A 13,718-nucleotide genomic window follows, 5' to 3' on the forward strand; every position below is an offset into this window, starting at 1 on the left:
TGCGCTGCGAGAAGAGACTGTACAGGAGCCGGGCCGCCTGGTCGAACTCACTTAGCGTGCGGGGCCCCTCACGGCGCTGCCGCGTCGATCGCCTTCACGATCCGCTTGTCCGACACCGGGTACGCCGTGCCCAGCGCGTGCGCGAAGTAGCTGACGCGGAGCTCCTCGATCATCCAGCGGATGTCCAGGACGGCGGCGGGGACGGGCCGGCCCTGGGGCATCTGTTCCAGGAGCCACGCGTACTCGTCCCGCATCTCCTGGACCTTGTGCATGCGCGTGGTGTCCCGCTGGACGTTGGTCGGCATCTGCTGCAGACGGCGGTCCGCGGCGACCAGGTAGCGCATCAGGTGCGGCAGCCGGCCCAGCCCCGTCGCCGTCACGAAGCCGGGCTTCACGAGGGCGTCCAGCTGCCCGCGGACGTCCTGGAGGTTCGGCAGCAGCGCGGGGCTGCGTACGGCCTTCAGGCGGCGCTCACAGGCCTGCCAGGCGGCCAGGACCTGCTGCACCTGGCCGACCGTGCGCACGGTCGTGTCGACGATCTCTGCACGCACCTTGTCGTAGAGCTTGCGGTACGACTCCTCGTCCCACGCCGGCCCCCCGAAGTCGGCGATCAGCTTGTCCGCCGCCGCCGTCGCGCAGTCGTCGAACAGGGCCTGGACGGATCCGTGCGGGTTGGCGGAGAGGGCGAGCTTGTGGGCGTTGGTCAGCTTCTCGGACGCGAACTTCGCAGGATTCACCGGGATGTTGCGCAGGATGAGCCGGCGCGTGCCCTTCCACATGGCCTCGGCCTGCTCCGCCTCGGTGTCGAAGAGGCGTACGGAGACCGTGTCGCCGTCGTCCACGAGCGCCGGGTACGCCTTGACCGGCTGGCCGGCGCGGCGGGTCTCGAAGACGCGGGTGAGGGTGCCGATCGACCAGTCGGTCAGGCCCTTGCGCTCGACGGACTCGCCGCCGCTGCGCTCCGCGGTGGCCGCGGCGGCCTGCGAGAGGGCCTTGCGGGCCTTCGGCTTGAGCTGGAGCTTCAGTGCCTCGAGGTCCTTGTCCTCGGCCAGTCTGCGGCGCCGCTCGTCGACGATCCGGAACGTGATCCGCAGATGGTCGGGGACCTTCGACCAGTCGAAGTCGTCGGCGGTGAAGGGCACACCGGCCATCCGCTTCAGCTCGCGCGCCATGGTGGCGGTGAGTGGCTCCTGGAGGGGGACGGCCGTGTCCAGGAAACGCTTCGCGAAGTTCGGCGCGGGCACGTAGTTGCGGCGGATCGGCTTGGGGAGGGAGCGGATCAGCTCCGTGACCACCTCCTCCCGCAGCCCGGGGATCTGCCAGTCGAAGCCCTCGTCCGTGACCTGGTTGAGGACCTGGAGCGGGATGTGGACGGTGACGCCGTCGGCGTCCGCGCCCGGCTCGAACTGGTAGGTGACCTTGAACTTGAGCGGGCCCTGACGCCAGGAGTCCGGATAGTCCGCCTTGGTGACCGCCTCCGCCGACTCACGGATGAGCATCTCGCGCTCGAAGTCGAGGAAGTCGGGCTGCTCGTGCCGCTTGTGCTTCCACCAGGAGTCGAAGTGCGCGCCGGAGACGACGTGTTCGGGCACCCGCTGGTCGTAGAAGTCGAACAGGGTCTCGTCGTCGACCACGATGTCGCGGCGCCGGGCGCGGTGCTCCAGCTCCTCGACCTCGCTGAGCAGCCGGCGGTTGTCGGCGAAGAACTTGTGATGGGTCCGCCAGTCGCCCTCGACCAGCGCGTTCCGGATGAACAGCGCACGGCTGGCCTCCGGGTCGATCCGGCCGTAGTTCACCTTGCGCTGGGCGATGATCGGGACGCCGTACAGCGTCACCTTCTCGTACGCCATCACGGCCGCCTGGTCCTTCTCCCAGTGCGGTTCGCTGTATGTCCGCTTGATCAGGTGGCCGGCGAGCGGTTCGACCCACTCGGGTTCGATCTTGGCGTTGACCCGTGCCCAGAGCCGGGAGGTCTCCACCAGCTCGGCGGACATCACGAAGCGCGGCTGCTTCTTGAAGAGCGCCGAGCCGGGGAAGATCGCGAACTTGGCGTTGCGCGCGCCCAGGTACTCGTTCTTGTTGCCGTCCTTCACGTCCTTCATCCCGACGTGGGAGAGGAGACCGGCGAGGAGGGAGGTGTGGATGCGGTCGGCGGGGGCGTCGTCCTCGTTGAGGTGGATGCCCATCTGCTTGGCGACGGTGCGCAGCTGGGTGTAGATGTCCTGCCATTCGCGAATGCGCAGGAAATTGAGGTACTCCTGCCTGCACATGCGGCGGAAGGACGACGAGCCGCGTTCGCGCTGCTGCTCGCGCAGGTAGCGCCAGAGGTTGAGGTAGGCGAGGAAGTCGCTGGTCTCGTCCTTGAAGCGGGCGTGCTGCTGGTCGGCCTGCGCCTGCTTGTCCGCGGGGCGTTCGCGGGGGTCCTGGATGGAGAGCGCGGCGGCTATGACCATGACCTCGCGGACACAGCCGTTCCTGTCGGCCTCCAGGACCATCCGGGCCAGCCGCGGGTCGACCGGGAGCTGGGCGAGCTTGCGGCCGGTGTCGGTGAGCCGCTTGAGCGTGTCCTTCTGCGCGGGGTCCAGCGCGCCGAGCTCCTGGAGCAGCTGCACGCCGTCGCGGATGTTGCGGTGGTCCGGCGGGTCGATGAAGGGGAACTTCTCGATATCGCCGAGGCCGGCGGCGGTCATCTGCAAAATGACGCTCGCCAGGTTCGTACGGAGGATCTCCGCGTCCGTGAACTCCGGGCGGGCCTCGAAGTCGTCCTCGCTGTAGAGGCGGATGCAGATGCCGTCGGACGTACGGCCGCAGCGGCCCTTGCGCTGGTTGGCGCTGGCCTGGGAGACCGCCTCGATGGGCAGCCGCTGGACCTTGGTGCGGTGGCTGTAGCGCGAGATACGGGCGAAGCCGGGGTCGATGACGTACTTGATGCCCGGGACGGTGAGCGAGGTCTCGGCGACGTTGGTCGCCAGAACGATCCTGCGTCCGGTGTGCGGCTGGAAGACCCGGTGCTGCTCGGCGTGCGAGAGCCGCGCGTACAGCGGAAGGATCTCGGTGAATCCGTACTTCTTCTTCTCCAGCGCGTCCGCCGTGTCGCGGATCTCCCGCTCACCGGAGAGGAAGACCAGGATGTCGCCCTTGCCCTCCCCCATCAGCTCCTCGACGGCGTCGGTGATCGCGGTGATCTGGTCGCGGTCGGCGTCGTCGGCGTCCTCCTCCAGCAGCGGCCGGTAGCGCACCTCGACGGGGTATGTCCGACCGCTGACCTCGATGATCGGGGCGTCGCCGAAGTGCCGGGAGAAACGCTCGGGATCGATGGTCGCCGAGGTGATGACGACCTTGAGGTCGGGCCGCCTCGGCAGCAGCTGCGCCAGGTAGCCCAGCAGGAAGTCGATGTTCAGGGACCTCTCGTGGGCCTCGTCGATGATGATCGTGTCGTAGGCGCGCAGCTCGCGGTCGGTCTGGATCTCGGCGAGCAGGATGCCGTCGGTCATCAGCTTGATGAAGGTGGCGTCCGGGTTCACCTGGTCGGTGAAGCGGACCTTCCAGCCGACGGCCTCGCCGAGCGGCGTCTCGAGCTCCTCGGCGACCCGCTCGGCGACCGTGCGGGCGGCGATACGGCGGGGCTGGGTGTGGCCGATCATGCCGCGCACGCCACGGCCGAGCTCCACGCAGATCTTGGGGATCTGCGTGGTCTTGCCGGACCCGGTCTCACCTGCGACGATCACGACCTGGTGGTCGCGGATGGCGTCGGCGATCTCGTCCTTCTTCTGGCTGACGGGAAGCTGCGGCGGGTAGCTGACCGCGGGCGCCTGCGCCCGGCGCTCGGCCATGCGTGCCTCGGCCTTCTCGATCTCCGTCTCGATCTCGGCGAGTACGGCGGCACGGGCCTCCGGCTTGCGGATCTTGCGTGCGCCTTCGAGCCTGCGGCCGAGCCGATGGGCGTCGCGCAGGGAGAGGTCCGTCAGGCGGGGGGCGAGGGCAGGCTGGGTAGACATACGGCTTCCAGGATCTCATCCTCGGGAAATCCCTGGCGAACGATTTCGTGCCGGTGCCGGTGCCGGTGCCTGCGGATGCCTGCCGGTGTCCGGGCGGGCAACGCGAAACCCCCGCCGATGATCTCGACGGGGGTTTCCGTGGGTGGCTGGGGCCGGGGTCGAACCGGCGACCTTCCGCTTTTCAGGCGGACGCTCGTACCAACTGAGCTACCCAGCCACGGGGTTTGTGCGACCCCGAGCGGTCCTGACGGGATTTGAACCCGCGGCCTCCACCTTGACAGGGTGGCGAGCACTCCAAACTGCTCCACAGGACCAGGCTGTTGCGTACGACAGTGTCGCACACGGCGATGTGGTCTCCAAAACGAGTGGAAGACATCCGCCGGAAGGTGGCTTCCCCGGTGGCTGACCTGCACTTTCTTGGTGCCCGATGTCGCTGGATCAGCATATCAGAGGGTGGATGGTGCCCCGTACCGGGTAATTCCCCGCCATTCCCGTGTGGACGTCCGCCATTGCGGTGTGGACGTCAAGGACCGGTGTGCACGTACGCCGCCCACCACAGGGGGTCGCTGTTCCGGCGGCGCAGGTACTGGACGGCGGTGTGCAGGGCGTGCGCCGCCCGGTCCGGGGCGATGCCGTCGCCGGGGGTGGTCAGGCCGGCGTAGAAGGTGTCCGCGACCCTCAGGGCACGGGCGTCGTCGACGGCCCACTGGGCGGCGACGACATGGGTGAAGCCCGCCAGCTGGAGGGTGCCGGCCAGGTGGGCGGCCTCGTCGGGCAGGGTGGCGGCGCCCCGTGCGGTCTCGCAGGCCGAGAGGTAGGCCAGCCGGGCGTCCGCCAGGCGGAGGCGGGAGATGTCCGCGACGGTCAGGGGGCCGGACCGCTCGTGGTCGTGGAGGTAGAGGGCGCCGCCCGACGAGTCCGTGGGGTCCTGGGTGCCGTGCCCGGAGAAGTGCAGGTAGGGGTGGTCAGGGAGGGAGTTCAGGAGTTTCTCGCGGGTTGCCTGTGCGCCGGTGAGGACGGTGGTGCGGGGGAGGCGTTCGGAGAGGCGCCGCACCACCGCCGCGGCGTGCGGGAGAGGTGGCAGGCCCGGGGTGTCCGACTGGTCCACGGCCGGCACGCGGGGCGCCGCCGGCGCCGGGGCGGGGCGGGAGCGGGCGGCTGCCAGGGCTCGCAGGGCACCTCGGCCAGGGCCGGCCGCAGATCCTCCGGTACCTCCTGCGGCGCGAACCGGGCGACCACCGCGAACAGCATCGGCGTCAGCTGCGCCTCGGGCCGGGCCCGCGCGCTGCCCGGGCCCATGACCAGGCACCGGGCGTAGTGCAGATGCGCGATCGCGCACACCACCGACCGGTCGAGTACGTACAGCTTCGGGTCGCCGTCCCTGGACAGCAGGACGTACGGGCGCAACTCGTCCGCCTCGGCCACCGCCTCGGGAGCCGTCACCGCCGCCGGGGTCCCTTCGGTCCAGAAGGTCTCCAGCCGTCGCCCGAGCCGCTCCACGAGCCCCTGCGCCCGTGCCCAGCCGCTGTCCTCCCGCATCTCCGCCCTCGTCGGCCACCGCTGTCGCTGTGCGTCCAGGGCATCATGATGGTCCATCAACTCATCGGGGGAGGAGAGCGTTTCGTGGAGACGGCGGAGCTGCCGGGCGCGCTGTGCCGGGAACTTCCGGCGCTGCGCGAGGTCGCCGCGGAGACCGGCGACGGCCAGGCGCTGGAGGACGCCCTCGCGGCGGCCCGGCGCGGGGAGCCGGTCACCGGCCGGCTGCGGGAGCTGGGCCTGCTGGAGCTGCTGGAGGCATGGACGGGCCGCGCCGTGCCGGCGGACGTGACCGGGGCCGAACCACCCGGTGGACTGGTCGGCCTGCCCGGCGCCGACCACTCCGGCCGGGTCGCGCACGGGCGCTATTGGTGCCCGCGCGGCACCTGCCGCCGCGCCGAGCGGCCCCATCCCGGCGACGACCTGCCGGAGTGCGCGCTGCACGACAGCCCGCTGCGCTTCGGCTGACAGGCGTCGGGGCGATGAACGCGGTACTCGTCGAACTGGGCCGCACATACGTCGAGCGCTGGATGACCCTGCTGGTGCTGCCCGGCCTGCTGTACGTGGCGGGCGCGGCGGTGGCGTACCGGCTGGGGCACACCCGCCGGGCGGACCTGGGCCGGCTCACCGGCCTGCTGGAACCGGGCGGCCCGCTGATCGGCACATCCCTCTCGTCGGTGTGGCTGTTCGTGATCGTGCTGCCGCTGCTGTCGGCCGCTGCCGGGCTTGCCGCGCGGGGGGCCGCCGCGGTGCTGGCGCGGCTGTGGTTCGAGCCCTGGCCCGGCGTGCTGCGCCGTCCGGCCGAGCGGCGCACGGCCGGACGTGCCGCGCGGTGGACGGAGGCCGACTAGGCCTACCGGGCGGAACTGGACCGGGTCGGCGCCCGGCCGTCGGCCGCGGACGGCGCCCGGCTGAACGAACTCGCCGCCCGCCGCAACGCCGTCGCCCTGCGGCCGCCCGCCCACCCCGTCTGGACCGGGGACCGGCTGGGCGCGGTCGACGCCCGGGTCTGGGGCTGGTACCGGCTGGACGTCGTCTTCTCCTGGCCCCGGCTGTGGCTGGTCCTGACGGACGCCGAGCAGAACGCCCTGCGCTCGGCCCGCACGGGACTCGACACGGCCGTCGCGCTCGCCGGGTGGGGCCTGCTGACCGTGCCGCTGGCCGTGTGGTGGTGGCCGGCCCTGCCGGTCGCGGCCGCCCTGTTCGTCACCGGGCTGGCCGGACCCGCGCCGCCGTGGACACGCTGGCGCATCTCACCGAGGCCGCCTTCGACCTGCGGGGTGCGACGCTCGCCCGGGAGCTGGGCTTCGACGTACCGTCCGGGCGGCTGTCCCCGGCGGTCGGCATGCAGGTGACGGCACATCTGCGCAAGCACGCGTGAGCCGGCGCGGCGCGCACGGCACACAAAAAACCCACTCCGGCAAGGAGTGGGTTTCCGTACGGCTCGCGAGTGCCCCCAACGGGATTCGAACCCGTGCTACCGCCTTGAAAGGGCGGCGTCCTAGGCCGCTAGACGATGAGGGCTATCGGCCCGCCTGGGCGCTTCTCAGCGCGTCGGGGACGTGAGAAGCATATGGGATGGCGGGAGGGATCGCCAAAACGGTTCACGGACTCCGTTCGCCGGAGGGGGCCTGCGACGGGGTGCCGGACGGCTCGCCCGACGGTGTGACCCCCGGCTGGTTCTCCGCCACGAGGTGGCGGCTGACCTCCGCCGTGCTGAGTCCGAGGCCGCCCAGGCGGATCGCGTCCCAGGCCTGGAGCCGGCGGGTGTCGCGGTCGAAGTAGAGGATCGACGCCTCGATCGGATCCGGGTGCGCGCCCTCGACCGCGCGCAGACCGCTGCCGCCGGTCGAGCCCTCGATGCGCAACCGGGTGCCGTACGGCAGCACCTCCATCTCCTGGTGGTGCACATGGCCGGCCAGGACCAGCGGGACCTCGCCGTCCGTCTGCCGGGCGGCCTGCGGCTCGTGGGCGACGGCCACGTCCACCGGGGTGCCGGCCGCGCTCTGGTCGCGCAGGGCGGTGGCCAGGCGGGCGCCGGCCAGCTCCTGGGAGGCCTCGGCACCCGGCTTGCTGCTTCGGTCGGGGGTGAACTGGGGGTCGCCGATCCCCGCGAACCGCAGCCCCGCCACCGAGACGGCACGGCCGTCGTCGAGGACGTGCACGTTCTTCAGGTCCTGCAGATAGCGCTGGGTGAGCCGCGAGTCGTGGTTGCCGCGCACCCAGACGTACGGCGCCCCGAGGTCCTCGACCGGATCGAGGAACCCGTTCTCGGCCGAGGTGCCGTGGTCCATCGTGTCGCCCGAGTCGACGATCACGTTCACCTCGTACTGCTCGACCAGCGAGGCGATGATCTTCCAGCTGGCCGGGTTGAGGTGGATGTCCGAGACGTGCAGAACGCGGATGGTGGTCGGGTCCGGCCGGTACGCGGGGAGCGTGGAGGTGGCGTCGTAGAGCTTGGTGACATTCGTCACCAGGCGCGCCAGCTCCTGCTGGTAGACGTCGAACTCGGTGACGATGCTGCGGGCGTCGCCGACCAGGGAGGGCGCGGAGGAGAGCAGGCCCGAGAACCTCGGCTCCAGGACCGACTTGGGGTTCCAGGAGGCATACGCGCTCGCCCCCGAGGCGGCGAGCAGGGTGAGCGCGAGGCCGCCGGCGGCGAGGGCGCGGCGCGGGCGGCGGTAGACGGCGAGACCGAGGGCGGTCGCGCCGGCGACGACGGCCACGCAGGAGCGCACGGCGAGGTCGAGGGCGCCCCGGCCGACGTCACGGGCGACCTCGTCCTGGAGGCCGGAGAGGCGTTCGGGGTGGTCGACGAGGGCCTGGGAGCGGTCCGGGTCGAGCTGGTCGACGTTCACGTCGAGCCGGACCGGGGCGACGTGGCTGTCCAAGTGCAGGGCCCCCAGCGGCGAGACATTGATCTTCGTGCCGCCGGTGAGGGACGGGCGCAGGGCCATCGTCGTGTCCATCGGGCCGACCGGGACCCGGACGTTTCCGACGACCAGCAGCCCCAGCCACGCGCCCAGCAGGACGACGGCCGTGAGACCCAGGGCCCTGCTCCAGCGGTTGGGGGGCGGTGGGGCGAGTGCGGCTTCGACGGCGGGGCGGGGGCGGCGGCGGAAACGGCTGATTGCGGTCAGGACTGCGGCTGGGACGCGGGCCATTGGTCCCGTATGCCCGGGCGCGCAGGTGGATATGCGACGCCGAGCGGGTCGTACGCGGCGGGTGGCGGGGTCTCGGAGCGCCGGGTCTTACCGGACAATGGGCCTGTGCTGGAGATGACGCGCGAGGAGTTCGAGGAACTGGTCGCCGAGGCGCTGGACCGGATCCCGCCGGAGCTGACGAGACTGATGGACAACGTCGCGGTGTTCGTCGAGGACGAACCACCCGCCGACGATCCCGAGCTGCTCGGGCTGTACGAGGGGACGCCGCTGACCGATCGCGGGGAGTGGTACGCGGGCGTGCTGCCGGACCGGATCACGATCTACCGGGGGCCGACGCTGCGGATCTGCGAGACGCACGAGGACGTCGTCGCGGAGACCGAGATCACGGTCGTGCACGAGATCGCCCACCACTTCGGGATCGACGACGCGCGGCTGCACGCGCTGGGATACGGGTAACGGGGCGCGTGTCCTCTTGTGGGCGGCGGGAGTTGGGCAGGTTGACTCCATCACCCCGCCCCGGAGGTGGCTGCCCGTGCGCCCCTTGTACGTACCTGTCCGCCTGGCCGCCACCGTCGTGGCCGTCGCCGCTGCCGCCGGCTGCATGAGCGTGGGTGACGACGACGGCGACCGGGCCAGGCCCTCGCACTCGGCGGGGCCACGGGGCGGCGAGGCGCCCGACGGAGGCACGGCCTGGTCCGGTGGCGGCGTCGCGGGCGGCGGGGCCGCGGGCGGCGCGGATCCCGCGCGCGGCAAGGACGGCAAGGGTGGCCGCTCGGCCTCGCCCGGGACGAAGCCCGAGCCGTCCGGCTCGGCGAAGGCGCCACGGGCGTCCGCGTCGGGCCAGGCGCCGGCCGGCCCCGGGCACCCCGTCGACCCGGGCGGCGACCCGCCGCCGCCCCCGCCCGAGCCGACCCCCACCCGGACCACGCCGGCCCCGGAACCGCCCCCGCCGACACCCGAGCCACCGGCCAGCCCGGAGCCGACGGTCGCGGAGCCGTCCTCGTCGGCACACGAGGACACGAGTCCGCAACTGGTCCAGCGGGAGCCGGCGCCCCAGGCGGGGGTGCCGGTCTAGCTCTCGCCGGGCTTCCGGTGGGCGCCGCCGAGCAGCCGTTTCCGGCCCGGTTTGCCTTCCGGGGTGGTGAGTGCGTATGGTGGTAGATCGTTTGATCCCATTTGCCCGGCGCCACCGCAGAGCGCGCCGTGTGGCGCGTACTCTCCCTTACCGTGGCGGACCGCATTGAGGCGGTCGTGTGCGAATCACGGAGTTGACGGGCGCGTGCCGATGAGACTCCGGAAGGTTTCGCAGACGTATGTCTATCGCCAGTACCGATCACGCCGTCATGCCCTCGGGCGACGACCAGTCCCCCGAGGTCCCCGAGATCACCTTCGCCGCCCTCGGCCTGCCCGAGGGCGTCGTACGCAAGCTCGCGCAGAACGGTGTGACCACCCCCTTCCCGATCCAGGCCGCGACCATCCCGGACGCCCTGCTCGGCAAGGACATCCTCGGCCGTGGCCGCACCGGCTCCGGCAAGACCCTCTCCTTCGGTCTGCCCACCCTGGCCACCCTGGCCGGCGGCCGCACCGAGAAGAAGCGCCCCCGCGCCGTCATCCTCACCCCCACCCGCGAACTGGCGATGCAGGTCGCCGACGCGCTCCAGCCGTACGGGGACGTCCTCGGGCTGAAGATGAAGGTGGTGTGCGGCGGTACGTCGATGGGGAACCAGATCTACGCCCTGGAGCGGGGCGTGGACGTGCTGGTCGCCACGCCCGGCCGGCTCCGCGACATCATCAACCGCGGTGCCTGCTCCCTCGAGGACGTGCGGATCGCCGTCCTCGACGAGGCCGACCAGATGTCCGACCTGGGCTTCCTGCCCGAGGTGACCGAGCTCCTGGACCAGGTTCCGGCGGGCGGTCAGCGGATGCTGTTCTCCGCGACGATGGAGAACGAGATCCAGACCCTCGTCGACCGCTACCTGAACGAGCCGGTCTCCCACGAGGTCGACGCGGCCCAGGGCGCGGTGACGACCATGTCGCACCACATCCTGATCGTGAAGCCCAAGGACAAGGCCCCGGTCACCGCCGCGATCGCCTCCCGCAAGGGCCGCACCATCATCTTCGTCCGCACCCAGCTTGGCGCCGACCGTGTCGCCGAGCAGCTGCGCGACTCCGGTGCGAAGGCCGAGGCGCTGCACGGCGGCATGACGCAGGGCGCCCGGACCCGGACGCTGGCGGACTTCAAGGACGGCTACGTCAACGTCCTCGTCGCCACCGACGTCGCGGCGCGCGGCATCCACGTCGACGGCATCGACCTCGTGCTGAACGTCGACCCCGCCGGCGACCACAAGGACTACCTGCACCGCGCCGGCCGCACCGCGCGCGCCGGCCGCACCGGCACGGTCGTCTCCCTGTCGCTGCCGCACCAGCGCCGCCAGATCTTCCGCCTGATGGAGGACGCGGGCGTCGACGCCTCGCGCCACATCATCCAGGGCGCCGGCGCCTTCGACCCGGAGGTCGCCGAAATCACCGGCGCCCGGTCGATGACCGAGGTGCAGGCCGAGTCCGCGGGCAACGCCGCGCAGCAGGCCGAGCGCGAGGTCGCCCACCTCACCAAGCAGCTGGAGCGGGCGCAGCGGCGCGCCGCCGAACTGCGTGAGGAGGCCGACCGGCTGGTCGCCCGGGTCGCCCGCGAGCGCGGCGAGGACCCGGAGGCCGCCGTCGCCGAGGCGCAGACCGCGGTGGCCGAGGCGGCCGCGGCGACCGAGGCGCCGGACGTGATCGAGGTGGCGGTGCCGGAGCAGGTGGCGGCGCGGGACGTCGAGCGGTCCGAGCGGCCCGAGCGTTCCGGGGCCTCCTCCTACGAGCGCCGGGAGCGTCGTGACGGCGGCGAGCGTGGCGGTTTCCGCCGTGACGAGCGCCGGGACGAGCGGCGTGACGGTGACCGTGGTGGGCGTTCCTTCGACCGCCGTGACGGTGACCGTGGTGGGCGTTCCTTCGAGCGCCGTGACGACCGTGGCGGTTTCCGCCGTGACGAGCGGCGTGACGGTGACCGTGGTGGGCGGTCCTTCGACCGCCGTGACGGTGACCGTGGTGGGCGGTCCTTCGAGCGCCGTGACGACCGTGGCGGTTTCCGCCGTGACGAGCGCCGTGACGAGCGCCGGGACGGTGACCGTGGTGGGCGTTCCTTCGACCGCCGTGACGGTGACCGTGGTGGGCGTTCCTTCGAGCGCCGTGACGACCGTGGTGGCTTCCGCCGTGACGACCGACCCGCCCGCTCCTTCGACCGGCGTGACGAGCGCGGCGGCCATCGGGGCAGCGACCGCCCGTTCAACCGGGACCGCCAGGGCGACCGCCCCGGCTTCCGCTCCGGCGGCCACGAGCGTCCGTACGGCCGCCGTGACGACCACCGAGGCGGCGGCTCCTTCGGGCGCCGCGAGGACAAGCCGCGCTGGAAGCGCAACGGCTGACGCCTGAGCAGGACAGACCCCGTGGCCCCCACCGACCCATCGGTGGGGGCCACGGCCTTTCCTGGGTCGCCTTCGCCAGGCCGGCTTCCGCCGGGGCGGCTTCTCCTGTGGCCGCTTCTCCCTACGCAGGCCGGCGTCCGGAACGTCACCACCCACGGCACAGCCGGAAACGGCGGACCTGTTCGCGCGGGAGACGACGGGCGCGCTCCACCGGCTCCCCGGGACCGGCACGGGCTCGTCCGGTGCCCTTCCGGTGCGGTCGGCCTCGCGAACCGGTAGATCCCTAGCACTTCCGGACCCTTCCACGCCGCCCACGGCCCCGTCTCCCCGATACCCGATCGGCGACGCGGCGTCCTCCGGCTATGCTCGGGGAGGCGACATCGCCTGGGCCCTTAGCTCAATTGGCAGAGCAGTGGACTTTTAATCCATTGGTTGTGGGTTCGAGTCCCACAGGGCCTACCGAGGCCAGGGCCGTTCTGTGGCTCTGACCAGCGGTTTCGTGGCCCCGACCAGTCCTCCTGGCCGGGGCCACGCCACGTGTGGAGTCCGTCTGCGTGAGCGGGTGTGCCAACAGGCAGCGTGGCTTGTTCAGCTGCCGCGTCCTTTCTTAGGGTTCGCCGCCCCAGGCGTGGTCCCCTTTGTGGCATCGAAGGCGTTGGTGAGACCGTCGAGGCGGTCGGCAAGCTCCCGAAGCCGATCCGCGTGTGCCGTGAGGGACTCCGAGAGGCGGCGCAAATCATCGGAACTGTGCGGATGCCAGTCGCCATCCATCTCGACGTTCATGAAGGGGAACGTGATCGGGTGGGCGCTCGGTGAAGGGGCGTTGTTCGAAGCACGCACGCAGAACCACCGGCGTGCCACGGCTCGTTGAGACTGTGAATTCGTAGTCAGGGCTCGCGTGCGTGATGTCGACGCGGTAGCCGCCGGGCTGATGCTCTGTTTCGCTTCCGGTGGTGAACGCCGCGGTTGCTGTCGACGACATCAGCAATCTGTCCCTCGCGGCACGCTCCGACGCAGACGTAGACGACGGACTGCACGCGGTAGATCGAGTGGTCCGCCAAGTCGGGAACCAGCACTGATCATGCGACTTCGACCTGCAGCTGCGTCTGTGCGGGGAGATGGCTGTTCCGCGACGGACGGGCCACCCGGCAGTGGGAGTGGGCGCTGCCGCACATGGCTGACTTCCACACCCGGCGTGATGGTCTGCGGGTCGAGCCGGAAGGTGAGCTGGTGTAGCCGTCGCTGGACGATGACATTGGTGCTTCCGTGCGCCCTCGCATGCACCCTCCATGCACCCCGCGCTCCCCTCCTACGGTCATGGAACAGGGAGGGCCGGAAAAGTCCGGCCCCGACGGGGAGCACGGTGCGGCAGGTGACCGCACTGACTTGACGTCGGCCGGATCTGCCCGCCTTGGGGATGGGGGCGGTATGGGGTCCCGTCGCAGGATCGATGACAGCTTCGAGCAGGCAGTGCAGGCCGCCGTGTCGACGTTTGGGGCGGAGGTCACGCCAAAGCTGAGAGGCGGGGGTGGCAGGAAGACCAGCTCCGGGGA

At 71.5% G+C, this 13,718-nt stretch carries 11 protein-coding genes and 4 tRNA genes; 7 read left to right on the plus strand and 8 right to left on the minus strand.

All coding sequences use genetic code 11. The annotated features are described in order from the left end of the window. Positions 1-68 precede the first annotated feature (68 nt). From hrpA to ACGF8A_RS31555, 4 genes are all read right to left on the minus strand, one after another. On the minus strand, positions 69-3,998 hold the full coding sequence (hrpA, locus tag ACGF8A_RS31540) for an ATP-dependent RNA helicase HrpA (protein WP_393113680.1): 3,930 nt from the start codon (positions 3,996-3,998) through the stop codon (positions 69-71). Between the two features lie 143 nt (positions 3,999-4,141). Then, positions 4,142-4,215, minus strand: a tRNA-Phe gene (locus ACGF8A_RS31545). A gap of 22 nt (positions 4,216-4,237) precedes the next feature. After that, positions 4,238-4,312 (minus strand) — tRNA-Asp (locus ACGF8A_RS31550). A 209-nt stretch (positions 4,313-4,521) separates the two neighbouring features. Then, positions 4,522-5,556: a CHAT domain-containing protein gene (locus tag ACGF8A_RS31555; RefSeq protein ID WP_393113681.1), complete on the minus strand. Its 1,035-nt coding sequence runs from the start codon at positions 5,554-5,556 to the stop codon at positions 4,522-4,524. 65 nt (positions 5,557-5,621) lie between these two features. Between ACGF8A_RS31555 and ACGF8A_RS31560 the strand changes: the two genes are divergently transcribed. From ACGF8A_RS31560 to ACGF8A_RS31570, 3 genes are all read left to right on the plus strand, one after another. Beyond that, a complete protein-coding gene (locus ACGF8A_RS31560) occupies positions 5,622-6,002 on the plus strand; it encodes a hypothetical protein (protein ID WP_393113683.1) in 381 nt (126 codons plus the stop codon). Between the two features lie 14 nt (positions 6,003-6,016). Then, positions 6,017-6,385, plus strand: coding sequence for a hypothetical protein (locus ACGF8A_RS31565; RefSeq protein ID WP_393113684.1), 369 nt, complete (start codon positions 6,017-6,019; stop codon positions 6,383-6,385). A 383-nt stretch (positions 6,386-6,768) separates the two neighbouring features. Then, entirely contained in the window at positions 6,769-6,915 is a 147-nt protein-coding gene (locus tag ACGF8A_RS31570) for a hypothetical protein (RefSeq protein WP_393113685.1), read from the plus strand. Between the two features lie 70 nt (positions 6,916-6,985). On the opposite strand, the gene ACGF8A_RS31575 is transcribed toward ACGF8A_RS31570, so the two are convergent. Continuing rightward, positions 6,986-7,058 (minus strand) — tRNA-Glu (locus ACGF8A_RS31575). Positions 7,059-7,138: 80 nt separating this feature from the next. Next, positions 7,139-8,698, minus strand: coding sequence for a metallophosphoesterase (locus tag ACGF8A_RS31580; RefSeq protein ID WP_393113686.1), 1,560 nt, complete (start codon positions 8,696-8,698; stop codon positions 7,139-7,141). Positions 8,699-8,803: 105 nt separating this feature from the next. On the opposite strand from ACGF8A_RS31580, the gene ACGF8A_RS31585 reads away from it, so the two are divergent. The 4 genes from ACGF8A_RS31585 (at position 8,804) to ACGF8A_RS31600 (ending at position 12,624) form a co-directional block, all read left to right on the plus strand. Continuing rightward, positions 8,804-9,154, plus strand: a complete 351-nt coding sequence (locus ACGF8A_RS31585; RefSeq protein ID WP_393113687.1) for a metallopeptidase family protein — start codon at positions 8,804-8,806, stop codon at positions 9,152-9,154. Positions 9,155-9,230: 76 nt separating this feature from the next. After that, positions 9,231-9,773: a hypothetical protein gene (locus ACGF8A_RS31590; RefSeq protein WP_393113688.1), complete on the plus strand. Its 543-nt coding sequence runs from the start codon at positions 9,231-9,233 to the stop codon at positions 9,771-9,773. 238 nt (positions 9,774-10,011) lie between these two features. Beyond that, positions 10,012-12,165 carry a DEAD/DEAH box helicase gene (locus ACGF8A_RS31595; protein ID WP_393113689.1) on the plus strand — a complete coding sequence of 718 codons (2,154 nt, stop codon included), beginning with the start codon at positions 10,012-10,014 and terminating at the stop codon, positions 12,163-12,165. A 386-nt stretch (positions 12,166-12,551) separates the two neighbouring features. After that, positions 12,552-12,624 (plus strand) — tRNA-Lys (locus ACGF8A_RS31600). A gap of 129 nt (positions 12,625-12,753) precedes the next feature. On the opposite strand, the gene ACGF8A_RS31605 is transcribed toward ACGF8A_RS31600, so the two are convergent. Next, a complete protein-coding gene (locus ACGF8A_RS31605; protein WP_393113690.1) occupies positions 12,754-12,948 on the minus strand; it encodes a DUF6907 domain-containing protein in 195 nt (64 codons plus the stop codon). Then, the gene (locus ACGF8A_RS31610) at positions 12,902-13,456 is read right to left on the minus strand and encodes a DUF6907 domain-containing protein (RefSeq protein WP_393113691.1); all 555 of its coding nucleotides are present in this window, start codon (positions 13,454-13,456) and stop codon (positions 12,902-12,904) included. Before ACGF8A_RS31610 ends, ACGF8A_RS31605 begins: the two co-directional genes overlap by 47 nt. Between the last annotated feature and the right edge of the window lie 262 nt (positions 13,457-13,718).

This window comes from Streptomyces sp. NPDC047706, assembly GCF_043204795.1.
Classification (GTDB): Bacteria; Actinomycetota; Actinomycetes; order Streptomycetales; family Streptomycetaceae; genus Streptomyces.